Annotated in this window: 23 protein-coding genes and 1 pseudogene; 6 read left to right on the top strand and 18 right to left on the bottom strand. The window is 65.8% G+C overall.

All coding sequences use genetic code 11. The annotated features are described in order from the left end of the window. Positions 1-11: 11 nt before the first annotated feature. From ACX93N_RS07850 to ACX93N_RS07825, 6 genes are all read right to left on the bottom strand, one after another. Positions 12-506: an acyltransferase gene (locus ACX93N_RS07850; protein WP_459427850.1), complete on the bottom strand. Its 495-nt coding sequence runs from the start codon at positions 504-506 to the stop codon at positions 12-14. A 303-nt stretch (positions 507-809) separates the two neighbouring features. Then, a complete protein-coding gene (locus tag ACX93N_RS07845; RefSeq protein WP_459427849.1) occupies positions 810-1,616 on the bottom strand; it encodes a PEP-CTERM sorting domain-containing protein in 807 nt (268 codons plus the stop codon). A gap of 281 nt (positions 1,617-1,897) precedes the next feature. Next, positions 1,898-2,923 (bottom strand): nucleotidyltransferase family protein, encoded by a 1,026-nt coding sequence (locus ACX93N_RS07840; RefSeq protein ID WP_459427848.1) that lies wholly within the window; start codon positions 2,921-2,923, stop codon positions 1,898-1,900. Beyond that, positions 2,920-3,840 carry an HprK-related kinase A gene (locus ACX93N_RS07835; protein WP_459427847.1) on the bottom strand — a complete coding sequence of 307 codons (921 nt, stop codon included), beginning with the start codon at positions 3,838-3,840 and terminating at the stop codon, positions 2,920-2,922. The genes ACX93N_RS07840 and ACX93N_RS07835 overlap by 4 nt, the downstream gene beginning before the upstream one ends. Next, complete coding sequence (locus tag ACX93N_RS07830; RefSeq protein WP_459427912.1) at positions 3,837-4,049, bottom strand: HPr-rel-A system PqqD family peptide chaperone; 213 nt, start codon at positions 4,047-4,049, stop codon at positions 3,837-3,839. The genes ACX93N_RS07835 and ACX93N_RS07830 overlap by 4 nt, the downstream gene beginning before the upstream one ends. Before the next feature lie 88 nt (positions 4,050-4,137). Beyond that, a complete protein-coding gene (locus tag ACX93N_RS07825; RefSeq protein WP_459427846.1) occupies positions 4,138-4,689 on the bottom strand; it encodes a hypothetical protein in 552 nt (183 codons plus the stop codon). A gap of 469 nt (positions 4,690-5,158) precedes the next feature. Here ACX93N_RS07825 and ACX93N_RS07820 point away from each other — a divergent pair, with 469 nt between their 5' ends. Beyond that, a complete protein-coding gene (locus tag ACX93N_RS07820) occupies positions 5,159-6,094 on the top strand; it encodes a THxN family PEP-CTERM protein (RefSeq protein ID WP_459427911.1) in 936 nt (311 codons plus the stop codon). A 98-nt stretch (positions 6,095-6,192) separates the two neighbouring features. On the opposite strand, the gene ACX93N_RS07815 is transcribed toward ACX93N_RS07820, so the two are convergent. The 11 genes from ACX93N_RS07815 to ACX93N_RS07765 form a co-directional block, all read right to left on the bottom strand. Beyond that, complete coding sequence (locus tag ACX93N_RS07815; protein ID WP_459427845.1) at positions 6,193-6,465, bottom strand: hypothetical protein; 273 nt, start codon at positions 6,463-6,465, stop codon at positions 6,193-6,195. Positions 6,466-6,743: 278 nt separating this feature from the next. Continuing rightward, entirely contained in the window at positions 6,744-7,829 is a 1,086-nt protein-coding gene (locus ACX93N_RS07810; protein WP_459427844.1) for a hypothetical protein, read from the bottom strand. Positions 7,830-8,098: 269 nt separating this feature from the next. Further along, positions 8,099-8,935 (bottom strand): PEP-CTERM sorting domain-containing protein, encoded by an 837-nt coding sequence (locus tag ACX93N_RS07805; RefSeq protein ID WP_459427843.1) that lies wholly within the window; start codon positions 8,933-8,935, stop codon positions 8,099-8,101. Between the two features lie 368 nt (positions 8,936-9,303). Further along, positions 9,304-9,831, bottom strand: a complete 528-nt coding sequence (gene lptA, locus ACX93N_RS07800; protein WP_459427842.1) for a lipopolysaccharide transport periplasmic protein LptA — start codon at positions 9,829-9,831, stop codon at positions 9,304-9,306. Between the two features lie 41 nt (positions 9,832-9,872). Next, positions 9,873-10,805 (bottom strand): lysophospholipid acyltransferase family protein, encoded by a 933-nt coding sequence (locus tag ACX93N_RS07795; protein ID WP_459427841.1) that lies wholly within the window; start codon positions 10,803-10,805, stop codon positions 9,873-9,875. A gap of 8 nt (positions 10,806-10,813) precedes the next feature. Then, positions 10,814-11,437 carry a sterol desaturase family protein gene (locus ACX93N_RS07790; RefSeq protein WP_459427840.1) on the bottom strand — a complete coding sequence of 208 codons (624 nt, stop codon included), beginning with the start codon at positions 11,435-11,437 and terminating at the stop codon, positions 10,814-10,816. A 147-nt stretch (positions 11,438-11,584) separates the two neighbouring features. Next, a complete protein-coding gene (locus ACX93N_RS07785) occupies positions 11,585-12,832 on the bottom strand; it encodes a type II toxin-antitoxin system HipA family toxin (RefSeq protein ID WP_459427839.1) in 1,248 nt (415 codons plus the stop codon). Further along, entirely contained in the window at positions 12,813-13,067 is a 255-nt protein-coding gene (locus ACX93N_RS07780; protein WP_459427838.1) for a helix-turn-helix domain-containing protein, read from the bottom strand. Before ACX93N_RS07780 ends, ACX93N_RS07785 begins: the two co-directional genes overlap by 20 nt. An 87-nt stretch (positions 13,068-13,154) precedes the next feature. Next, positions 13,155-14,120, bottom strand: coding sequence for a lysophospholipid acyltransferase family protein (locus ACX93N_RS07775; RefSeq protein WP_459427837.1), 966 nt, complete (start codon positions 14,118-14,120; stop codon positions 13,155-13,157). Next, positions 14,120-15,076 carry an NAD-dependent epimerase/dehydratase family protein gene (locus ACX93N_RS07770; RefSeq protein ID WP_459427910.1) on the bottom strand — a complete coding sequence of 319 codons (957 nt, stop codon included), beginning with the start codon at positions 15,074-15,076 and terminating at the stop codon, positions 14,120-14,122. The genes ACX93N_RS07775 and ACX93N_RS07770 overlap by 1 nt, the downstream gene beginning before the upstream one ends. Beyond that, positions 15,073-16,845, bottom strand: coding sequence for a fatty acyl-AMP ligase (locus tag ACX93N_RS07765; protein ID WP_459427836.1), 1,773 nt, complete (start codon positions 16,843-16,845; stop codon positions 15,073-15,075). The genes ACX93N_RS07770 and ACX93N_RS07765 overlap by 4 nt, the downstream gene beginning before the upstream one ends. 430 nt (positions 16,846-17,275) lie before the next feature. Here ACX93N_RS07765 and ACX93N_RS07760 point away from each other — a divergent pair, with 430 nt between their 5' ends. The 5 genes from ACX93N_RS07760 (at position 17,276) to ACX93N_RS07740 (ending at position 21,256) form a co-directional block, all read left to right on the top strand. After that, a complete protein-coding gene (locus tag ACX93N_RS07760) occupies positions 17,276-18,415 on the top strand; it encodes a hypothetical protein (RefSeq protein ID WP_459427835.1) in 1,140 nt (379 codons plus the stop codon). A 32-nt stretch (positions 18,416-18,447) separates the two neighbouring features. Then, the gene (locus ACX93N_RS07755) at positions 18,448-19,221 is read left to right on the top strand and encodes a nucleotidyltransferase family protein (RefSeq protein ID WP_459427834.1); all 774 of its coding nucleotides are present in this window, start codon (positions 18,448-18,450) and stop codon (positions 19,219-19,221) included. A 95-nt stretch (positions 19,222-19,316) separates the two neighbouring features. Beyond that, complete coding sequence (aptA, locus tag ACX93N_RS07750; protein ID WP_459427833.1) at positions 19,317-20,657, top strand: omega-aminotransferase AptA; 1,341 nt, start codon at positions 19,317-19,319, stop codon at positions 20,655-20,657. Positions 20,658-20,775: 118 nt separating this feature from the next. After that, on the top strand, positions 20,776-21,093 hold the full coding sequence (locus ACX93N_RS07745) for a helix-turn-helix domain-containing protein (protein WP_459427832.1): 318 nt from the start codon (positions 20,776-20,778) through the stop codon (positions 21,091-21,093). Then, on the top strand, positions 21,083-21,256 hold the full coding sequence (locus ACX93N_RS07740; protein ID WP_459427831.1) for a hypothetical protein: 174 nt from the start codon (positions 21,083-21,085) through the stop codon (positions 21,254-21,256). Before ACX93N_RS07745 ends, ACX93N_RS07740 begins: the two co-directional genes overlap by 11 nt. Here ACX93N_RS07740 and ACX93N_RS07735 read toward each other — a convergent pair. Then, a pseudogene (locus tag ACX93N_RS07735) lies at positions 21,245-21,457 on the bottom strand (integrase core domain-containing protein); the annotation flags it as partial. The gene ACX93N_RS07740 and the pseudogene ACX93N_RS07735 overlap by 12 nt on opposite strands. Positions 21,458-21,578: the final 121 nt, after the last annotated feature.

Raw genomic sequence — 21,578 nt, 5'->3', positions numbered from 1 at the left:
GGCCCCCGCTGTCACGGCTGCGGCGCCTGTTCACCGCTGGCTTCATCGAGCCGGGAGCGTACCACCCGGGCCGGGTTGCCGACGGCGATGGCATAGTCCGGGATGGGCCGGGTCACCACGGAGCCCGCCCCGATCACGCAGTGATCACCGATATCCGCCATGATCAGCGCGCCGTTGCCGATCCAGCAGTCCCGCCCGATGTTGACGGGCACGAACTCCCCGCCCTGGTCCCGGATCGGGATGGCGAGGTCATCGAAGCGGTGCTGGCCGGTCCCACTCATGATGTGCACCCCGCTCGCGATCAGCGTGTCGTCGCCGATGCGGCAGGCGCCGATGTTGCACTGGGGGCCGATGTAGACGCCGCGGCCGATGACGGTGTCGCGCTGGGAGAAGAGGGTGGCGAAGCCGATGAAACAGTCTTTGTCACAACCGACAAGGGTAAAACGGCAAAGTGCAATACGTAAGTAGCTGCCTGCCTTGCCTGGTACCTGACTGAAAAGTTGCATGAACGCGGTGAAGCGTCCATCCCCGCCGTATGGGGGGCATGCGTAGTCAAGCGCTACCAAGGGAAAGACAAACAGACTAGCGGTCCAGCGTGCGAGAGTCTTGATGACTGATTTCAAGCTGGCTGCGCCCCAGGCGGTCGAAGCTGTAAACGTCAAAGTCTAATGACAGATGACTAAAGCTGGAAGACCTGCTGCCGCTGCCGAATTTTCCATAACCTTGTTGAGGAACAAAAAAGGCCCCCTGAAAAAGGGGGCCTTACTTAACGGAGTGCTTCTGAGATGATGGCGCAACGGCCCCAGGCTTTAGCTATTAAACTTCCGCCTTACAGTTCCGGCTACGCCAAGAAGCCCAAGTGCAAAGAGAGCCAAAGTCGCGGGAGCAGGCACCTCTTCGAATCTCGCCGAGCCATCCGCTACGAAGGTAATCTGCTCAAGCTGCGCGCCGTCTTCAAGCTCTGCCTGGCCAGGCGTGGTTTGCAGATCAGACAGCGTCAGATTGATATTCAGCGTCGTAGGACGGAGGCCGGGACCAAATCCAAAGTCTTCGTCGCCGAAGTCGTCCGTGGCGCCAGAGTCAAAAAAGAAGTAGTCATTTGCGAAGAACGTTGGGAGCGCAATGATACTCGATTCATTGTTGCCAGTCGGAAGCGGGACGCCCGTGTTGTCAATACCAACGCCTCCGTCGTCGATATCGAAACTGGCTATCTCGAAATCGCTATTCCAAGTGTCGACAAGTGAAATGGTGCCTCCGGTAAAGGTAGCAGAACCATCGAGCAGGTCTGCCTCCCCCACAGCGTTACTCAACCTTGCCTCAAATTGGCATTCACCACCCAGGTTAAGCGGGAAGCAAAGAGAACCGAAAGGATCAGCTGCGCCGGTAACGTCGAAAATAGCGGATTGCTCAAACGTATAGGTCGTTGGCGAGGTGAACCCCGTCACATCTACAGTAACGCCGCCCGTTACAGTAAGACGCTCGTATTCTACACCGAGCACGGAACCGTCGCCCCCAGGCGCCAACCAAAACGGAATGATTGCGGCATTTGCCCCAGCCGCAAACACCATGCTGCTGACCAAGCCCGCCGATGCAAGGGCTTTTTTCATTGATAACATGACTACGTCTCCTTGAGATGTGCAGGCTACACCTTATTCAACGCTTCTGAGCGTCGCTTCATCAAGTGATATGCCAGAGCCGTGCCTTTACTAAAAAAATAAATAAAAAACAACAAGTTATAATTTCAAGGCGACACTGCTACATTGCTTACTGTAAGAAATACTGACAGGCCACTCGTCGATTGCTATGCCGCTCTATGTTCTAAGCTCTTAGTCATGTAGTTGAGGGGCTTCTTTGCTCCGACCTGAACTTTGGCGATCCCGCTCCTAACCTGGTGCAATCAGTATTGAGCGGTGAGCTTTCTGGCAGAGTGGCAAATGAGGGTGTCGAAAGGCATTCGCAGCCAGTGGGCACGAAGAAAAAGTAACCTCTCAGCTAATCGCTGGAGGTGGTGTGGCCTTCCGCCGGGCACCGCGCTCCAGGCCAGCAAGGTAGGCACTAGGCTGGGGCTGGTTTGACGCATTCCTGGCACTATGTCACGGGCGTCGAGAGTGCCGCCGAAGAGCGATACGAGTACCGATATCGAGTGTTTGAGCTGCAGGACTAGACCAAGGGCTGTAGCGCGTTCGCGTAACCGCTCCTCGGCGTCGAAAATAGTGAGCATCCGGTAAAGGTCATCAAGATCCCGCAGCCCTCCCCGCGGCTCATCGCTCACCAGCAGGTGCGCCACCACGTGGAGGATCATGTCTTCGTCGCAGAGCCGGTGGAAGGGCGTGCCGGGGATCGGGACGGCTGCGTCGAAGAGCGGGGCCGGGTCGAAGGCGAGCCGGTTGGTGCGCTGCACCAGGGCGTGGTGCACATCGAGTTCGAAGTGGCTTTCCGGGTGGCGCATCGGGGGTAGCTCATGGGCCCACGTCCGGTAGTAGTGCTCGTCGTAGGCGCTAAGCTGGCCGTCGAAGTGCCACCCCGCTGCCTTCAACCAGCCTTCGCAGGCCGGCAGGGCGGCTTCCGGCACCAGGATGTCGATATCGTTGAGGCCCCGGCCGCGGGCGACCGGCAGCCCCGCCGCGAGGTAGGCGGCGCCCTTGAGCAGCACCACGGGGGCCCCGATGGCCCCGGGCAGGCGCTCGAGGCTGGCGAGTTCGCGACGGGCGGTGACGTGCAGGTGGTCGAGGTAGGCGCGTGTGCCGGCCATGGACTCTGCGGCCGCCGCCGGTATGTTCTTGACGCCTGCGTCTTCCAGGAGGAAGGAGAGCCTCCCCAGCAACCGCGTGCGCCGGGCGTCACCGATCAGGGCATCCCAGGCCCTGGGCTCCAGCGCTTCCGCCCGCTTCGGGTCTGCAAGGACCTGCAGGAGCGGGCTCACCGGAGGTCGTCCTCCAGCAATGCTTCTATGCTATCCACCGCCTCTTCCACGTTGCCATGCTCCAGGCGAAAGCTATCGACATTGCGCAGCAGCCGGCAGGTGCTGGTGAAGCCGGCCTCACCGGTAACACGATAGTTGAAGGCATTGTTGATGAGACGGTTGAAGGTGACCAGGGGGGCCTCCGGGGTCAGCTCCAGGCGCGCCCCCTGCCGGTAGCGCGGGAAGATTATCCACCGGGGGCGGGCCGGCTCTTCTTGTCGGCGGAGGCTGTCCGCCGGCGGGAACAGGTGCACAACATCGCCCTTGCGTGTTCTGTCGTAGCGGGGCCCGAAGGTGAGCGCTGGCGCCACCCGCGCCAGCAGGTCGATGGATTCGTTCTTCAGCGGCGCGGCCCGGGGTAGGGGAAGCAGCAGGCCATCCTCGTGGCGGAGGATGCCGAACTCGTCCGAGAGCAGGCGCCAGCCCCGCCCGACGAGCGCTGCGCAAAGCGTGCTCTTGCCCGAGCCGGGGCGTGCCGGCAGAAGCAGCGCCCGACCGGCCTTCTCCACGACCGCGCTGTGAAGCAGCAGGTAGTTGTGGGCCGACATGGCGATGCACCAGTTGAGGCCCCACTCGTACATGGGGAACGCGTGGCTGAAGGGGTAGGGGTCGAAGGGGGTCATCCCGTCGGCCCGGAAGAGCGCCTGCCGCCGCAGCAGCCCCGCGACGCCGCGGCCGCGGGTCACGGCTATACGATAATGACACACGGTATCGGCCGGGAGCGGTTCGAGACTGCCGTAGGCCCGTTGCCAGGTGTCCAGGAAGGAATCGAGGCGGCTTTGCAGGCGGACGAGAAACGGCCCAGTGCGGAAGACCAGGTCGCCGCTGCGGGCGAGCTGCCTCAGTTCGCCACTGCTCGGGGGCGCCGGTTCCTTCATGGCCGGGTTTCGAGGATCCCGAGATCGGCCAGTTGTCTCAGAACCTGCTCTGTACGGCCCTTCCAGTGGTCACCGCTCTCCCCGAGCGACGCCATGACTGCCTCGACGAGGTCCGTCAGGCTTGTGCCGCTGCCTGACGCCACGAGCGCGGCCACGTGCGCGGGGAAAGCGTCAAGTACATGGGTCTGCCCCGTTCGCCGGTCGTACACCGCCGAAAACGAGTCAAAGTGCTCGAACCGCAACACCTCGGAACTGGCGCACCGCCAAAACACGCCTGCTGCGACCGGTGCCTCGCCGTCAGCCTCCTGAATAGTTCGTGCCCGATCCACCGATGGACATCAGGCAGGAGGCCTCCAGGGGCGTTGCGGCATACACATCGAAGTCGTCTTCCGGGATTTGCGGCCACATGCCCACGCGGACTGCTGCGCCGTTCTGGATGTCGTAGAGAACGAGCACCTCGCGCGTTTCGGGTGCTTCGTAATCATTGGCCAGATCGACATAATTGCTGGCATCGGAATCGAAAGCGGTATATGCGTTGCCGTCATGATCGTACAGGATGCCGCCGATGTCATAGAGGTTCTGGGGCGAGCCGCCGACGGCGCGTTTATAGTAGTTCACGGCCTCGCGGACCGCGTTGTCACCCTTGATGCTATTGCCGTTATCCGGATCTTTCTTGTTGGAGACCCCGCTCAAGGTGCACTGCTCCAGCCCCAGGGCACTGCTGAACGCCATGGCACTGCGCGGCGCGGCCGTGGCGACGAGCGGCGCGATTGCGGAGGCCTTGATCAGACGCCGCCGCCCGGCGTCGAGCCGAATCCCCAAATCTCGTTTGTCCGACCTGTCGTCCATTGCTTGCTTCCTGAGCCCGTAAGAGCCCGCCGGCATATCACGCGTGAAGATTATCGCGCCGTCCAGGCGCTGCCCACAACCTGCGCGGTAAAGTGTGACCCAGTGCTCAAACTGTCCAGAGACGCAGCTTTACCTTTCCACGGAATCTGTGTGATTCACTATGGGAGTTGCATGCAATTTGCAAGCCAGCAATAAATCCATCTATTTTCAATAAGTTGTGGGGCTTGCAGATCGCTGCTGTAAAGTTTGTCGACACTGGAGCGGCGGATTCGGGGAAAGCCCCCGCTGGTATCGTGTCCGGATTTTTTACAATCAGGGTCGGCGAATGCCCCACGAGCGCCTCGAGTCATACTCCGTTTCCGCGATTTCCATGGGGTTTTTTCCTTTTGGCGCGTTTTTTGCAGCTGATGCATCACAGTAAAATAGTGAGTCCCAGAGCCGTGCAACAGGCGGCTGGAGGGTGATCAAGATGATGAAAGATTGCGAAATGGTGGCGAAAATGAAGACGACACAGCCTTTGGTAAAGCGGGCAGCCTGGCTTGGGCTGGGTGCGATGTTGTTCGGGAGCGGGCAGGCCCTTGCCAGTCCCATTTTTCCCTTCTGGGATTTCCGGGTGGAGGCCGGCTTCACGACCTTCGCTGGCGAAGGCGCATCTTCCAGCAGTAGTATCGTGGGGGAGGATCTCACCTCTGGCCTCGTCGACCCGGATGACACCTCCCAGCCTTTTGACGCCGACGATGATTGGCAGACCATTTCCTGGGGCCCCACGGACGGCGCCCCGAGAAGCAGCATCGGTGTCGAGCTGGGCGATGGCTCGGGTACGAATTTCGTAGGGCAGCTTCAGACCGGTGGCCCGCTCGTGACGACCGGCAATGTGTTCCACCAGAACAACGTCTTGCCAGGTAACGGCGTCACCTTGGACACGGCTTCCCTCGTGACCCAGATCTTTATTGTCCCCCGGCTCGCGGCCGGCTCCCCCGTGGCGCCGCCCGACAGCGCGCTGGAGGACACGATTTCGCTGTCCATCAACTTCGAGGAGACCAGCAACAATAATAGCTGTGTCGCTGGCAGCAGCACGAATTGTGATGACGTTTTCGTGGTCAACGTCAAGGATGAAGCCTTCAACCGCTCCACCGGCCTCATCGAGCGGCTAATTTCTGTGGGCGGCAACGATTACATCGCGTCCGTCAAGATCGAGGGTCTCGGTGAACTCGGCACGGACGCCTGTGCGGAAGCGGAAGTCACCATCGAGCCGGGTGAGCCGACCTGCATCGGTCTGCTGACCGGTGAGGGCCAGAGTAATGTCTTCACGACCTCAGTCGGTATTCGCGCCGTACCGGCCCCCGGGACGCTGGCGCTGCTTGGGCTCGGGCTGCTGGCACTGGCGCGCCGTCGCCGTAGCTGAGCCGGGCCAGGGCCACTCTGAGAGCGACCGCTTCTATTTCAGGGCGGTCGTTTTTTCTTTTCGGTTTTCCTTCTCGGTAGGTCAACGGTCTCCGTAGGTCAACGTTGCTGCCGCCGCCGCTCCCCGCGGCGGCGGTCTTCGCGGATCAGGCGGCCGTTGATGGTTACCGGAAAAGAAATTTTCTGCGGCTTCTGTCGCCTGTCGAAGCCAGTGCGGCGAAGGCCGCGTGGGTTTGTACGGGTAAAACGTGGAAGCGGCAGGCGGCTCACCCGTCCCCGCAGGAATTGCTGCGCCGAAGCTGCCATGACAAAAACTGCAAGGCCGACCACCGCGGCGCCGATAAGAATTACCAGGATCACGCTCGCATCCATGGCGCATTCCCTGCAGGCTTTGGAGATTAGGCTGCCATGGTGGGCCGAAGTTAGGAAGATGCTTTCTCAGCGGTCCCCTAATTGCCAGGCAGGGCGTTGCTATCAGTGACAACCTGGGTGAGCGGGGCCGCTGTTTCGGTGCTCGTCCAGCCACCTGCGCCCCTTTGAACGGCCGCAGTACGCTGGCAGCGCTTCATAGCGCAAGCTATTGAACCCATCAGGGCGGCCGCTCCGGCGTCGGAGCGGCCGCTGCTCAAGGCGGCTATCCAGTCGTCCGGTCAGGCGAGCTTCTTTTGCCTGCGCCGGCCCGAACCAAGCCTCAGGCCGATCAGCCCGGCCACGAAAAGCGCAATGCCGCCGGGTGCCGGCACCTCCTCCAGGGTCTGGGCGCTCAGCTGGAGGCTGCCGAAGTAGAAGTCCTGCTGGTCGCTGCCATTCTCAAGGACGCTTCCGTTGTAGACGAGGCCGTCCTTCACCGCCGGCACGCCCCGGGGGTCGGCGTCCTGGGCGGCGTAGAACGCGTCATAGCGGAGTGTGCCCTCGAACAGGAAGGTGTCGCTGAGGCCCCAGGCGGCCAGGGGCGTTGTGCCGAGGTCCGGCCCGAACCAGTGAATGAGTCCATCCGTCACCAGCGTCCCGGACACATCGATATCGTAGAACCGGTCTCTGAGTTCTTTATTCGGGCCGACATCCTGGACGATCCGGAAGTCATTGAGGTTAATGGTGAACGCGGTGCCGCGGAACAGGCTGTTGTGGTTCACATTGCTTTCGTTTTCGGGCCCGATCGGCGAGCCGAACTTGTAGTCGTTGATTGCCCAGGCCTGGGTGCTACCGTCCGAGGCGGACGTCGAGCTGTAGCTGCCGGAGCCGCCGCCCAGGTAGTCGCGGAACTCGATCGTCGGTAGCGTTACGCCCCCGGTAGAGTCGTAGGTGAGTGACGGGCTGTAGAGGTCCAGGCCGAACTGGCTTGTGCCGAAGGGCTGGCCCGAGAAGATGTCATTGAAGCTAACGCCCCCGGGCGACAATGAATCGTCGGCGAACTGGAAGCCCATGCCATTGGTGTTGTCATAGCTGTATTGCGCCTTGACGTAGGCCTGGTTGTCCGGGTTCTCGTCATAGCCGCTCACTACGTCGTCGGGGCTACCCTGGGCGCCGCTGGTGTCGAGGTTGTTGTAAACGGTCATCAGGCCGCCGGTGGCGGTACCGAGATCGATCAGCGCGGCCTTGGCGGTGGGCGCCAGCGAGGCGCAAAGTATTGAGGCCGCCACCAGTTGCGCGGCCGGGCGTCGAGCGGCCGGAACCCGTGCAGTCGCTGTCTCAACCACGGCGTTACTCATGTCGTGCTGTTGCTCGGCTGGCTTCATGTTGCTTCCTTTTCTCTCGGCTGTGTGTATCTCTCACCGATCTCACTGGCACTCTGCGCTCGCAGGTCCAGCGTCGGTACGGCGATTGTTAGGCAGCAATCGGCATGCTATCTACTAAACATTGCCTGCTGACGCAGGTTTTGGAGACATCGGCACCGATCCCGGCCTTTCGTTTGTTAATTACGTCGACACCCCTTGCATCGGTGAAGTCAGTGCGACCCCGCGAGGGGTCGCTCTGTGGAGTGTTTTTTACTTTGAAATGGGCGTGATCAGGCGGACTTTACATGGCCAGTACGAGCGCCCAGAGCGAAAACCCCCACACAAAACAGCAGGAGCGTTGCAGGCAGCGGCACACTTTCAAGCCGGTGATTATCCACGGCTATGGCTCCGTCAATGTCTATGTTGGTGAACCATGCATACCGATTGCCGCCAACCTCACTCGGAATGAGATCAGAGGGGTTGTTGCGTGTCTCCCGGAAAACTTCACTGCCCCCAGCGTCTGAAAGGATCAGATCTACAGCGAGCGTACCAACCGAGTCGTAGAAGTAATGCTCAAAGGTGTACCAACCGGCGTCGATAATGCGCACGTGGTTCGGGTCGCTTTCCAGGTTTTCCTTTGGTTCAAAGTTAGAGTTATTTGAGCCACCTACGAGCAGATCACCCGTCGAGGTGTCCTTGGTTACATGGAAGATGAAATCCCTCTGGTGATTCCCGTCGCTACCGCTTGATGCGACGGAGTAGTCGAAACCTGAGCCTTCTACCCACTGTGGGTCAAGGTAAATGTCGATTGCGGCCCGGTAACTTCCCGGCCAGGTGTCGCGATAACCATCGAAACGAGAGAAAGGGCCTGTGGTGCCGCCGGCGGCTTCGGTAGCGGATTGAGTAAACTCAGCGTGCCAACCGCCGGAAGAGGAGGCGACACCTAGAGACCCGCTGCCGGAGGAAACCCGGGTGACTGTCCCAGCCCAGCCACTGGTTTCGTCGAACCACCCTGATGTGTCGCTCTCAAACCCCTGGAACCAAAAACTTGCTGAGGCACCGTTGGCGACGAGGGTCAGCAACGCCACTCCAAAACCTCTGCCCACGTTTTTTTTGCTGGCAAACATAGAATGTCTCCTTCGCAATGTTCCGATGCCGTTGATCCGGTGCTGCATCAACTAACGATTTTCAAGAGTTGCTACACGTCAGGCTCGTTGAAGCATTATGTGTGCCGGTGATGGTTAACTATCTGAAAAATATAGGTATTTATCCGTTCCGGTACGTCTATGCACCTGCCCGTGTAAAGCAAGTTGACACCGCGGTGCCCAGGAGAAGCCACTAAGACTAACTGGCCCGGAATGACAGCCTTGCAGGGGGCTGGCTGTTGGCGGAGCGTCGGTCGGCCTGTTACTCCGGCGTAGGTTCGCTCGTTTGCTGGTCGCAGGCTGAATAGAAGCCGTGTGTGGCGTTTCCTCAGGGCCGTGTTTGGCTCACGCTATTGCTCTAGCCGCTCTGGCGGAATCGTCGTCCGCACCCGCTGCCCCGTCGCCGGGTTCGCCCAGGCGGTGATCACCTGCCGGTCGATGGCATAGTCCATCCGTGCCGCCTCCATCGCCATCCGCCCCTGGCGCAGCCGCACCACGTTACGCAGGCGAATGAGGGCCCTGGGCTGGAAGTACTCGATGATCCGCGCCCGGGCGTGGACCGGCTCGCCGCCGGGTTCCGGCAGCTGCCGCATGCGCGCCGGCGCGCCGCGGGCCTCGATGAGCATCACGTTGCTGCCGGCCAGCGGGTCGCGGCTGTCGCTGGCGCGGCGGGCAGGGCGGTCGGCCTGGGTAAGCGTGACCTCGTCGGCGTTGATGACCAGCGAGCCCTGCACGATCTCCACGTCGCCGCGGTAGACGGTGGTGCCCTTGGTCTCGTCGCGGATCGCCTCCTGCGTGCGGATCGTGATCGGTTGGCGGTTGTCGTCGGGAAGAGCGGCCGCGTGCGGCGCCAGGGCCGCGACTACCAGTACAGCCATGACGCCGGCTGACAGACGGCTGCCTCGCTCGGCGCGTTTGCTCACAGTCGGTGCGCCTTCGGCCAGCGCCGCTTCAGGCAGATCCACTCGCCCGGCGTTTCGCGGATCCACGCCTCGAACTGTGCGTTCATCTGCCGGGACAGGTCGAGGGCCTTGTCGTCGACCCCGGCATCCGGCTCCGTGGGCGTCAGCGGGTCAAGTATCTCCACCCGGTAGCGCGCACCGCCGAGCCGCTCGCAGTGGATCGGGATGAGCGCCGCGCCGCTGCGCAGCGCCAGCCGCGCGGCGGTGGTGTTGGTCAGCGCGTCGCGGCCGAAGAAGGGCAGCAGCTCCCCGGTCTGCAGCCGCGTGTCCGTGGCCAGGCCCACGCTGTGCCCGTCCTTCAGCTCCTTGAGCAGCGGGCGCACGCCATCGTCCGTGGGCACGAGGCGCACGCCGAAGGCCCGGCGCAGGTCCTGCACCAGCGCATGGACCGCGGGGTTCGACTCCGGCGCATAGACGGTGCTGATGCGCAGGCCGCGCTCCCGGGCGATGAGGTTGGTCAGCTGCCAGGCACCGACGTGGGCACAGACAAACACCGCGGGCCTGCCCGCCTCGATCTGCGCGCGGGCGGCGTCGGACCAGTGAAAGGCGATGCGCCGGTCCCGCTCCTGCCAGAGCTGCTCCAGCTTCAGGAGCTCCGCGGCGGCCATGCCGAGGGAGCGGAAGACGTCCTTCACGGTGCGCTTGCGCCAGGCGGCGTCTTTCTCCGGGAAGGCGATGGCGAGGTTGGTGTCCGCCTTGCGGGCTTTCTGGGTCCAGGGGCCGACGGTGGCGAACAGCGCGCCGGCGACGCGGGTGGCCTGTTCCGGCTTCAGCCGCTGCACGCACCAGAACAGGCCCTTCAGGAGCGCCGCCTCCAGGGCCTGGGCGGCGCGGCCGAGCGCGGGGAAGCGCTCGGCAAGGGCCTTGGGCAGGAAATAGTAACGGGCCACGGCGCGCCTCAGCGCCCGGGGCGGGGGCTCTCCGCCGGCCGGGTGCCGAAGACGATGTCCCAGAGCGGGCTGCTCACGCCGTAGCGCCCGCCCTGGCCGGAGAAGTGGTGCTTCAGGTGGTAGTGCTTGAGGTACTTCGCCACCGGGTTGCGCATGGGGAAGTGGTGCGTGGCGTAGTGGATATAGTCGTAGACCAGGTAGCCGGCGATGAAGAATGCCGTGAACACCTCCAGCCAGGCGGCCGGCAGGACGGCACGGAACAGCAGGTAGAGCGCCGCCATGATCGGGATGGCGCCCGCCGGCGGCATCACCAGGCGGGTCTTGTCCTTCGGGTCGTCGTGATGGTTGCCGTGGAACAGGAACACCAGCCACTTGCCAAGGCGGCTCTTCGCGGGGAAGTGGAACAGGAAGCGGTGCAGGACGTACTCGGTCAGGGACCAGGTGAACACACCGGCGATCGCGAGTGCGCCGACGGTGCCCGCCGACAGGTCGTAGCTGCCGAGCCCGCGCCACAGCAGCCACGCGGCGATCGGCCCCCAGAACACCAGCGGGGTGATCGGGTGCACGTGCGACAGCCGCTCGAGGAAGTCGTTCTCGAACAGGCGGATGGATTCGTGCCGGGTGCTGCCCATGGGATCGCGCTTTCAGCCTAAGTGATTGCCGTGCCGGTATTTTACTCGTCCTGGCGCCAGGAAACGACCGGTTTGGCCCCGCACCTTCGGCAGTATTGCACGCTCTCGCGGGTGGTGCTGCGCGCCTGCGCCGCCTGGTGTCGCCGCTCAGGTTCGCAGGTGCCGCGCCACCGCCGCCGCGTCGGCGTCATTCACGCCGGCGGCGGCTGCGAAGTGTGCCCACCGGCCAACCGCCTCGACAACCCGCTCCGCAATTGCGGTGACGCGACCGCGGGACAGGCCGAAAACGCGCTCACCCCGGCCAAGCTCCGAAGGCAGCGGGGGATTCGTCTGCCAGCGATAGCCGGCCGCGTGGTAGGCGCCGGCGACCAGGCTCGGCACCAGGTCGTAGGCGGGTGCCAGGCGGAACCCCGCGCCGCGATGGATGAGGCTGATGTTGCGCTCGTGGTCGTCGGTGTTGTGGATACAGCGATTGAACAGCATCAACGCCAGCAGCTGCTCGAGGTCGTCCTCGATGGCGACGGAATGCCGCTGCAGCAGCTCGTGCACATCGTCGTAGCGAAACAGCTGCCCCCGGTCGCGCTGGGTGCCCGGGTCCTTGAGCAGCGCATTGACGGTGACCAGGTGGTGGCGCATGCCATCCTCTTCGATATCGAAGCGCTTGAGCAGCAGGGCCTCACGACCGTTGATGCCGCCCACGATGCGGCCTTCGGCCACCGGCAGGCCGGCCGCCCGCGCCATGCCCAGGCAGGCAAGTTCCACGCGGGCGTGGTTGAAATCGTCACCGCGGTGCCGGTTGAACTTGGCGAGGTAGTAGCCCGAGGCATCGTGGAACAACGCCTTGGGGCGGGCGCCGCCCACGCCGGTGCCCGAGTTCGCGAGGTAGAGCAGCTCGGCGAGCCCGGCATCGTCGGGTACCGGGCCGTCGCCGGCAGGGTCATCGAGCCGCTGCGCCGCCCGTTCCGCCTCCGCGAGGCGTTCAAGGCGCTGGCCCGGGCCGTAGCCTGGCGGCTCTCCCGGCGGAACCAGGCTCAGCGCGCCGAGCCGGCTCGGGCCCATGAGTGCCAGCGTGTCGATGACGCTGTTGGCGTTGTAACGGCGGCCATAGCGGGCTGCCGCCAGCCGCACCAGCACGCGTCGGCCCCACTGGTCCGGCAGGTAGTCATCGAGGAAACCGGGTGTACCTCCGTCACAGCGGAATTCCGTTTCGCCCGCCTGCAGGGGAAGGTGCTGCGGGTCCAGGGGGAAAGCCTCGGGGTGGGCGAGGTAGTCGGGTCGGTAGCGGAAGCCCACGCGGCGCAGCGCGCCGGCCTCTTCCGCCAGGACCACGTCGGCCGCCTGGCAGATGCCGAGGGCCCGGGTGGCCAGGTAGAGGTCAAGGCGCTGGCGGGTCATCGAACAGGCTGGGCGCTTCCGCCAGCAAGGTGTCGAAGGTGGCGGTGAGTCCCAGCACCCGGGCCGCCGCGTAGTAGCGGCCGATGCTGACGCTGAGGTCGCCCTTCTCCATTTTCTGCAATGTCGCCCGGCTTACGCCGATGCGCACGGCAAAGGCTTGCAGGTCATCGCCGGGGAAGTGGCGCCGGCGGGCTGAGCGCAGACGTCGGCCGAGCGAGGGTAAAAGGGCATCCATACCAGAATATTAGTATAAGGCAGCCTTTTTTCCACTATTTACTATTTTAATGGTAAAGCGATGCCTGCCCTGCCCATGCCGTGCCGTTCAGGAAGCGTCCTTTGACCCGCTGAGCGACGGCGCTTCCGGCGCGGTCCCCCGGGGCCAGAGCCGCTTCGTGCACAGCCAGTCCGCGGGCTCTTCTCGGATCCATTCGGCGAAGAGGTCGTGCAGCTGCTGCATCATGTCCCTGGCCTGCTCCCGCTCATCGGCCGCCGGGTCCCGGGGGGTGATCGGGGTGTGGAAGCTGACCTGGTAGCGGGCGTCCTCGAGCCGCCGGACCCGTGCCGGCACGAGGGCGCAGCCCTGCTTCAGGGCGAGCTTGGCCGGCATCATCGAGCTTGCCTTCGCGTGGCCGAAGAAATCGATGTCCTCGCCATCATCCACCCGCCGGTCGACGACGACCCCCACGCTCCGCCCGCCGCGCAGCGCCTTGAGCAGCGCGCGGGCGCTGTTGTCCCGGGGTACCAGCTCGCAGTTGAGTACGGCCCGGGAGCGCAGCAGCATCCGGTCCAGGTAGGGGTTGCTGGGGGGCGAGTAGAGCGTGGCGTTGGCGATCCCCAGGCGGGTCAGGGCGCTGCCGACCACCTCCCAGCTCGACAGGTGCGCGCAGGCGATAATACAGGGCTGCAGGTCCGCCGGGTTGGCGCCGGTGACGTCGATGGCGAGCCGGTGCGCCTCGCGCGCGAAGCGGTCCAGGTGCGGGTACTCGGCGAGGATACGGCCGCCCTGGCGCCAGCAGTCCCGGGCCAGCTGCTCGCGGGCTCCCGCGTCGAGCGCCGGGAAGGCGATGGCGAGGTTGTCCTTCACAAGCCGGTGCTTGCCTGCCAGCCGCGGCCCGACCCAGCCGCCGACCCGGGCGCCGAGGCGGGAGGCGAGGTCGACCGGCAGCAGCCGGAATCCCTTCAGCAGCAGCCAGACGAAGACGAAGTCGATGCGCCAGAGCAGCCGCCGCAGCCAGGGGTAGCGCCGGGCCGGGCCCTTGAGCGGGGCGCCGATGATGAACTCCGCCATCAGCCGAGCCCCGGCAGGGTCGCGAGGCCGGCCGCCAGCCCGATGGCCGGGCGCCAGCCCGTCGCCGCGGTGATCGCCGTGTTGTCGGCAACCCAGTCCGGGTGGCGCAGCTCGCGCAGCTTCGACGGTGTGAGCATCGGGGCACGGCCCAGGAGGCGGGCGCCGAGCAGGTTGCCGCTGGCAACCAGGTCAAGGAGCAGCCCCGGCAGCGGCAGCAGCCGCACCCGTCGGCCGCGCTGCCGCGCCACGGCTTCGGCGATGTCGCGCCAGCTGTAGCCGCCCTCGCGGCCGTCGTGGAGCGGGAAGGTCTCGCCGGTCGCCGCGTCCGCGCCCAGGCAGGCGAGGGTGGCGCTCACGGCATCGTCGACGTGCAGCAGCGAGGCGCGCGCGGCGGCACTGCCGGGCAGCGGCGCGATACCCCGGGCCATCGTGCGCAGCAGGGGCAGCAGTTCCCGGTCGCCCGGGCCGTAGACGGCCGGCGGCCGCAGGATGGTCCAGGGCAGGGAGGCGACGGCCGTCTCGCGCAGCGCGTCCTCCGCCTCCTTCTTGGAGCGGCCATACCAGGACAGGCGCGGCTCGCGGGCGGCGAGGGAGGAAAAGAACAGCAGGCGGGGAGGCTCCGGCTGCCCGGCGAGAACGAGGAAGAGGTTGCGGCTGCCCTCGACGTTCACCCGGTGAAAATCACCGTAGCGGGCGCCGCGGACGGCGCCGGCGAGATGGACCACGTAGCGGCAGCCGTGCACCAGGGCCTGCAGGGCGCCGCGGTCGTAGAGGTCGCCTCGGACCAGCTCGCAGCCCGCCGCGGCCAGCTCGCCGGCACTGCCGGGACGCCGGGCGAGGGCGCGCACCGGGTGTCCGCGGTGGCGCAGGGTCAGGGCGAGGTTGCGGCCGATGAAACCGGTGGCGCCGGTGAGAGCAACAGGGGCCCCGGCCGTGGGCCCCGCTTCGCCGTTCAGGCCGTGGCGACCCGAACGCGCAGTTCCTCGGCGACCGCGTTCAGGCGCTCCTCGTCGTGGGCGGCAATGAAGTCGAGGCGCGCCTTGGCCCGGGACAGCTTGCCGGAGGAGGTACGGGGCAGCGAGTGCGGGGGCACCAGCTCGACGTAGCAGTCGAGGCCAAGCTCCGTGCGGACGATGGCTGTCAGCCGGCGCACGAGACCGTGGCGCCTGTTCGGGTCGCGCTCCCGGCACTGTACGACCAGCACGCACATCTCCTCCCCCTCGTGGTCCGGGGCGGAGAAGGCGAGGGCGTCACCCACGCGCACTTCCGGCTGGGTCTCGGCGAGGTGCTCAAGGTCCTGCGGCCAGATGTTGCGGCCGTGGATGATGATGAGGTCTTTCTTGCGGCCGGTGATGGTAAGCACGCCGTCGGCGAGATAGCCGATATCGCCGGTGTTCAGCCAGCCGTCACCGCAGAGGGCATGGGCCGTCTCCTCGGGCAGGTTGAAGTAGCCGGACATGACGCTGGGGCCGCGCAGGTGGATGACGCCGCTCTTCCAGTCGGGGAGGGCGTTACCGTCCTCGTCGCGCACTTCCACCTCGAAGCTGGGCAGCGGGACGCCGCAGTTGACGAAATGGCGGCCGCGGCCTTCGGTCTCGCCCGTGTCCATGAGCACGGCCTCGTGCTGGTCGGCGAGGTGGTCGCTGTCGACGTAGTGCGTGCTGAAGCCCTGCGAGAGCGGCGAGAAGCTCACGCCGAGGGTGCACTCGGCCATGCCGTAGCAGGCGACGAAGGCGCGGCGGTCGAAGCCCGCTGGCTCGAGGATGTCGGCGAAGTGCTCGAGGGTCTGCGGGCGGATCATCTCGGCGCCGATACCGGCCACGCGCCAGTGGCTGAGGTCGTACTCGGCGATGTCGCCGGGGCGCACGCGGCGCGCGCACAGGTCGTAGCCGAAGCTGGGGGCGAAGGCGATGGTGGCCTTCGACTGCGTCATCATCTTAAGCCACTGGCGGGGGCGCATGGCGAACTCGCGCGTGTCGAGGTAGTCGACGGAGATCTGGGCCGCCACCGGTGTCAGTACGAAGCCCACGAGGCCCATGTCGTGGTAGAAGGGCAGCCAGGACATGAGGCGGTCGCTGCCGCCGATGTGCAGCCCGTGCGCGACGATACCGTGCAGGTTCGCCATCGCGGTCTCGTGGCGGATGATCACGCCGCGGGGGAAGCGGGTGCTGCCGGACGTGTACTGCAGGTAGGCGATGTCACCGGCCTCGACCTGCGGCAGCTCGATGGCCGGTACGTCCAGGCTGTAGAAGGTCTCCGGCGTCGCCACCCTGCGTACCGACAGGCCCTCGCTCGCTTCCTCGAGGAAGCCGAGGTAGCCCTCGGAGGCGACGGCGACGTGGGCGTCGCTGGCCTCGAGGAGGCGGTGCAGCTGGGCGACATACGCGTCGTGGGCGCCGATCTTCACGGAGGCGGGCAGCGCCACCGGGATAAGCCCGGCGTACTGGCAGGCATAGAAGAAACGGACGAAGTGGGGATCGGTCTCGGCGACGAGGGCGACGCGGTCGCCCCGGGACAGGCCGAGGCCCAGCAGCTGCCGGGCGAGATCCCGCGCCTGCTCACGCAGTTCACGGTAGGTGAGGCGATCGTAGATGCGGCCGCGGCCGTTGTAGAAGTTGCAGCCCGTGTCCCCCTGCGCGGCGTAATCCAGGGCCTCCGTGAGCGTCGCGAAGTCGGCCGGCCGGAACGGCAGCGAATGGTCGGTGGGTGTGGCTGAAATGTGCAACGATCCGTCTCCCTTCGGTCCTGGCTCCCTCTCGCGGTGCCGTGGCTCGGCCACCTGCGGGACGTGCTGCCGCAATATCCCGCTGCCGCTGTCTTCCCGCGGGAATACAGCGTCACAACACGTCGCTACGGGAGCGCATGGTAGCATTCCGCAAAGGCGCGGAAACAGGAAATAATACCAAGCCCGTCAATAACCTATCTGCATACGGGGAAGCTCTACATGAACTTCTCCGACGGCCTGGAAGCCCCCTCTCGGACCGCCGGCAGCGCCGGCGGTAACGCGATAACGGCCTCTGACAACGTGGGGGCCGGGAAAGTTCCGGCGACGGCGGCAATTCGCGGCGCCGGCGGGTATACTCGCCGGCCCGGTCAGAGACAGGGGCCGCCGGCAGGGGGCAGAACAGGGGGCAGAGGGTAGAGGGGAGAGGCGCGTGAGCGAGGAGGTACAGGCAGGTGAGCGGTCCCTGGCGGTGGTGCCCCTGGCGGGTTCGCGCGACCTCCGCCGCTTTATCGACCTGCCGCGGCAGCTCTACGCGGACGACCCCTGTTTCATCGCCCCGCTTGCCTTCGAGCAGCGCCAGCGCTTCTCGCCGAAGAGCCCCTACGCCGCGCACGCCCGCTGGCAGGGATGGCTTGCGCTCGACGGTGACCGTGCCGTGGGCCGCATCACGGCGCAGGTCGACAGCCTGGAGCGCGACCCGGCCCTCGGCTACTTCGGCATGCTCGAGGCGGACCGTCCGGATGCGGTCGGCCCGCTGCTGGCGGCGGCCTCGGACTGGCTGCGCGCCGCGGGCAAGACGCGGGTGCGCGGGCCCCTGAATCTGCACATCAACGAAGAAGTCGGGCTGCTGGTGGAAGGCTTCGACGCGCCCCCGGTGGTGCTCATGGGCCACGGCAAACCCTGGTACGACGAGGCGCTCCGCGCGGCCGGCCTCGCCGGGGTCAAGGACCTCCTCGCCTACCGCACGCGCCCGGACTTCGAGGCCCCGAAGGTCATGACCCGGCTCGCCGAGCGCGCGTCCCGCCGGGTCCGCATCCGCAGCCTGCGCCGCCGCGAGCTGGCCCGGGAGGCCGAGACCATGCGCCGCATCTTCGACGATGCCTGGGCCAACAACTGGGGCTTCGCACCGCTGGACCCCGCCGGCTGGGCCGACACCGTGAGCACGCTGGCGAAACTGCTGCCGGAAGACTACATCCAGTTCGCGGAGGTCGACGGTGAGCCCATCGCCTTCATCGTCGCCCTGCCCAACCTGAACGAGGCGGCGAGGGATCTCGACGGCCGCCTGCTGCCCTTCGGCTGGCTCAGGTTTCTCTGGCGCCTCAAGGTCAGCGGCGTCGCCTCGGCGCGCATCCCCCTCATGGGGGTGACCCGGGCCTACCAGCACTCCCGGCTCGGGCCCACGGTGGCCTTCATGATCATCGACGCGGTGCGCCGGGCGCTGCATGGCCGCGGCGTGACGGAGGTGGAGATGGGCTGGATCCTCGAGGACAATGCCGGCATGCGCAACATCATCGAAACGATCGGCGGTGAGGCGTACAAGCGCTACCGCGTCTACGAAAAGGACCTCTGAGCCCCATGCCCTTCGACCCCGGCCAAGACCCCATGACCGCCGTCGTCCTCGCCGGCGACCGCAGCAAGAGCGACGCGCTGGTGGAACGCTCCGGCGCCGGCGCCAAGGCGCTGCTCGATCTCGGCGGCGAACCGATGGTGCTGCGCGTGCTGCGCGCCCTCGGCGAGGCCCGTGCCATCCGCCGGGTGGTTCTCGCCGGCCCGGAGCGCGAGGCGGTGGACCGGGCACCGGCGCTGGTGAGCTACCTGGAGGGCGCCGCCGTGGAGTGGCAGGCACCCCGGGTATCGCCGAGCACGAGCGCCTACGAGGTGATGCAGGCCATTCCTCCCGAGGAACCGGTGCTCCTGACCACGGCGGACCATCCGCTGCTCACCGCCGAGATCGTCGATGCCTTCGCCCGGCAGAGCCTGGCCGACGACGTCGACGTGACCGTCGGCCTCGCGCCGCACGCCGTCGTCCTCGAGGGGCACCCGGGTATCCGCAAGACGGTGCTGCGCTTCAGCGACGGTGAGTTCTGCGGCTGCAACCTGTTCGCCTTCCTCACCCCGGAGGGGCGGCAGATCGCCGCCTTCTGGCGCAAGATCGAGCAGCAGCGCAAGAAGCCCCTGCGGGTCATCGGCATGCTCGGCTGGTGGGCGGTCATACGCTACCGGCTGGGGCTTCTGCCCCTCGAGGAGGCGCTCGCCAAGCTCGGCAAGCGCCTGGGCCTGCGCATCCGCGCTGTCGTGCTGCCCTACGCCAATGCGGCCATCGATGTCGATTCCATCGCCGATCTCGACCTGGTGCAGACCACGATCGATCGCTGAGGCTCCCCTGCCTCCCCCCGGAGTAGTAGTGCCCGCGGGCGCGGCCATGCGCTAGGCTTGAGCCACATGCCGTCACTTCCGCGGGAGGCCCGCCCATGACCTCGGTACCGAATACGCGCCCGGCCCTGACCCGGGCTGAACTCGAGGCGCACTGGATGCCCTACACGGGCAACCGCCAGTTCAAGAACGACCCGCGCATGATCGTCGGCGCCGAGGGCATCTACTACATCGACGACAGCGGCCGGCGTGTCATGGACGGGCTCTCGGGGCTGTGGACCTGCGGCCTGGGCCACAACCGGGTCGAGATCGCCGAGGCCGTGCACCGGCAGCTGAAGACCCTCGACTACTCGCCCGCCTTCCAGTTCGGCCAGCCGCTGTCCTTCGAGCTCGCGAACGTGCTCAAGGGGCTGACGCCGGCGGGGCTGGACTATGTGTTCTTCACCAACTCGGGCTCCGAGTCGGCGGATACTTCCCTGAAGATGGCGCGCGCCTACTGGCGGGCGAAGGGCCGCCCGGAAAAGACCCGGCTCATCGGCCGCAGCAAGGGCTATCACGGCGTGAACTTCGGCGGCATCTCCGTGGGCGGTATCGGCGCCAACCGCAAGATGTTCGGCCAGGCGATCGAGGCGGACCACCTGCGCCACACGCTGCTGCCGGAGAACCGCTTCTCCCGGGGCATGCCGGAACACGGCGCTCACCTCGCCGATGAGCTCGCGGAGCTTGTCGCCCTGCACGACGCCAGCAACATCGCGGCGGTGATCGTCGAGCCCATGGCCGGCTCCGCCGGGGTGATCCCGCCGCCCGCGGGTTACCTCCAGCGCCTGCGGGAGCTGTGCACTGCCCATGACATCCTGCTCATCTTCGACGAGGTGATCACGGGCTTCGGCCGCTGCGGCGCCATGACCGGCGCGGAAGCCTATGGCGTGGTGCCGGACATCATGAACGTGGCCAAGCAGCTGACCAACGGCGCGGTGCCCATGGGCGCCGTCATTGCCAGCAAGCCCATCTACGACACCTTCATGGCCCAGGACCTCCCGGACCACGCCCTCGAGTTTGCCCACGGCTACACCTACTCGGCACACCCCGTGGCCTGCGCCGCCGGCCTCGCGGCCCTGGACCTGCTGGTGAAGGAAGCGCTGCCGGCGCGGGTCGCATCGCTGGCCCCGGTGCTCGAGGACGCGATCCACGGCCTCAAGGGCAAGCCCGCGGTGGAGGACATCCGCAACTACGGGTTCGCGGCAGCGCTCACCCTCGCGCCGAAGGACGGCGACCCGACCCGCCGCCCCTTCGAGATCGCCATGCGCATGTGGGAGAAGGGCTTCTATGTCCGCTACGGCGGCGACACCATCCAGCTGGGGCTGCCCTTCGTGATCGAGCCGGAAGAGATCGAGCGCCTGGTCGGTGCCCTCGGCGAGGCGCTCAGCGAGAACGGGTGAGCGTCCGGCGCCGTAGCTGAAGACCGCGCGTCGCGTCGCCATTAAATTCGTTGGGTGCCCTGGAAAATGTAACCTTCCTGACTCATAATCGGCGTTAAAGTGTAAGGAAGGTCACATTATGCCCACGCCCGCCACCCCACCCAGCGCGGCGCGCCGGGCCCTGCGCAAGCTGGGCGCGGACATCCGCGAAGCGCGCAAGCGGCGGCGGCTGTCGATGGAGTTGCTGGCTGAGCGCGCCTTTACCTCGCGCAAGACCCTGCAGCGCATTGAGGCCGGCGACCCCATGGTCAGCATCGGCATCTATGCGTCGGTACTGCATGCCCTCGGTCTGCTCGACGGGCTCGCCATGACGGCAGACCCCGGTGCCGATGAACTTGGCCTGCGTCTCGCCGCGGAAGCGCTGCCGAGGCGAGTCAGGACCAGCGATGGCGGATGAGGTAGAGGTCCACTGTGACCTGCAGGGTGAGTGCTGGCGCGTGGGCACGCTCTATCGGCAGCCGGGCAGGGGGCGTGAGGCGGTTGCCTTCCAGTACCACCCGGCATGGCTGGAACATCCCGCACGCTTCTCGCTTGAGCCTGCGCTGGCGCTAGGTGTGTGAACTCAGCAGGTTGTTCACGGAAAGATCACTCCGGCTAATTGGCGGTTGGTAAGCGAGGCTAGCATGAGGCCTGTGCCAGTTGTACTGATGCAGCCAGGGCAACAGGTGCTGTCCTCGCTGCTCAGATGACTCATAGGAGCGCGCGTAGGCCCACTCGCGCAATGCCGTTTGGATGAAGCGCTCTGAATCGCTCCGGGTTTGTCGGAGGCTCCAGACCTTGAGAGGATGGAGCGATGAACAAACGACCGAAGTATCCACCGGAGTTCCGGGAGCGAGCTGTTCGCATGGTGCTTGAGCATCAGGGAGAGCATGGCTCTCAGTG

This window comes from Pseudohaliea sp., assembly GCF_054552115.1.
The sequence above is the reverse complement of the archived record's forward strand: the minus strand, read 5'-3'. Positions and strand labels throughout refer to the sequence as shown.

What these genes read in the sequence shown, in the direction of transcription:
- ACX93N_RS07740 (WP_459427831.1), top strand. Translation starts at nt 21,083, where the DNA reads ATGGCGGATGAGGTAGAGGTCCACTGTGACCTGCAGGGTGAGTGCTGG.
- ACX93N_RS07835 (WP_459427847.1), bottom strand. Translation starts at nt 3,840, where the DNA reads ATGAAGGAACCGGCGCCCCCGAGCAGTGGCGAACTGAGGCAGCTCGCC.
- ACX93N_RS07850 (WP_459427850.1), bottom strand. Translation starts at nt 506, where the DNA reads ATGCAACTTTTCAGTCAGGTACCAGGCAAGGCAGGCAGCTACTTACGT.
- ACX93N_RS07785 (WP_459427839.1), bottom strand. Translation starts at nt 12,832, where the DNA reads ATGACCCGCCAGCGCCTTGACCTCTACCTGGCCACCCGGGCCCTCGGC.
- ACX93N_RS07820 (WP_459427911.1), top strand. Translation starts at nt 5,159, where the DNA reads ATGATGAAAGATTGCGAAATGGTGGCGAAAATGAAGACGACACAGCCT.
- ACX93N_RS07825 (WP_459427846.1), bottom strand. Translation starts at nt 4,689, where the DNA reads ATGGACGACAGGTCGGACAAACGAGATTTGGGGATTCGGCTCGACGCC.
- ACX93N_RS07805 (WP_459427843.1), bottom strand. Translation starts at nt 8,935, where the DNA reads ATGTTTGCCAGCAAAAAAAACGTGGGCAGAGGTTTTGGAGTGGCGTTG.
- ACX93N_RS07775 (WP_459427837.1), bottom strand. Translation starts at nt 14,120, where the DNA reads ATGGCGGAGTTCATCATCGGCGCCCCGCTCAAGGGCCCGGCCCGGCGC.
- ACX93N_RS07845 (WP_459427849.1), bottom strand. Translation starts at nt 1,616, where the DNA reads ATGTTATCAATGAAAAAAGCCCTTGCATCGGCGGGCTTGGTCAGCAGC.
- ACX93N_RS07790 (WP_459427840.1), bottom strand. Translation starts at nt 11,437, where the DNA reads ATGGGCAGCACCCGGCACGAATCCATCCGCCTGTTCGAGAACGACTTC.
- ACX93N_RS07815 (WP_459427845.1), bottom strand. Translation starts at nt 6,465, where the DNA reads ATGGATGCGAGCGTGATCCTGGTAATTCTTATCGGCGCCGCGGTGGTC.
- lptA (WP_459427842.1), bottom strand. Translation starts at nt 9,831, where the DNA reads ATGGCTGTACTGGTAGTCGCGGCCCTGGCGCCGCACGCGGCCGCTCTT.
- ACX93N_RS07810 (WP_459427844.1), bottom strand. Translation starts at nt 7,829, where the DNA reads ATGAAGCCAGCCGAGCAACAGCACGACATGAGTAACGCCGTGGTTGAG.
- ACX93N_RS07745 (WP_459427832.1), top strand. Translation starts at nt 20,776, where the DNA reads ATGCCCACGCCCGCCACCCCACCCAGCGCGGCGCGCCGGGCCCTGCGC.
- aptA (WP_459427833.1), top strand. Translation starts at nt 19,317, where the DNA reads ATGACCTCGGTACCGAATACGCGCCCGGCCCTGACCCGGGCTGAACTC.
- ACX93N_RS07755 (WP_459427834.1), top strand. Translation starts at nt 18,448, where the DNA reads ATGACCGCCGTCGTCCTCGCCGGCGACCGCAGCAAGAGCGACGCGCTG.
- ACX93N_RS07780 (WP_459427838.1), bottom strand. Translation starts at nt 13,067, where the DNA reads ATGGATGCCCTTTTACCCTCGCTCGGCCGACGTCTGCGCTCAGCCCGC.